Origin of the sequence: Paraburkholderia sp. SIMBA_053 (assembly GCF_046534895.1) — a bacterium.
GTDB classification, from domain to species: domain Bacteria; phylum Pseudomonadota; class Gammaproteobacteria; order Burkholderiales; family Burkholderiaceae; genus Paraburkholderia; species Paraburkholderia caledonica.
The window spans coordinates 1-255 of sequence record NZ_JAWRXU010001134.1; the positions used below are offsets into that span (position 1 = coordinate 1).

General features: G+C 56.9%; 1 protein-coding gene. It reads right to left on the reverse strand.

Annotated elements, in window-relative coordinates; all coding sequences use genetic code 11:
- Positions 1-255 (reverse strand): DUF3261 domain-containing protein (locus SB753_RS39175; RefSeq protein WP_410805433.1); only part of this gene is annotated, 255 nt, incomplete at both ends.

Genomic DNA, 255 nt, shown 5'->3' on the forward strand with positions numbered 1-255 from the left:
CGCAAATTGCGGCTGGTTAAAAGGTGCGATACCCGAAACTGACAAACGGTGGCCGGGCTGATATTGCACCCGCCATAACTCCTGTCCCAGCGGGGATAGCGCAACCAGCAAGGTCACATCAGCGCGCAGCAAAGCACTGATGGTAAACTGATGTTGCTCAGTGCCATCACTCCAGCTTGCCTGCTGTAACAATTGCTGTGCGGGGCCGGGCCAGCTATCGCTTAGCTGGTAGTAGCCCGTACCCAACGGTACCTG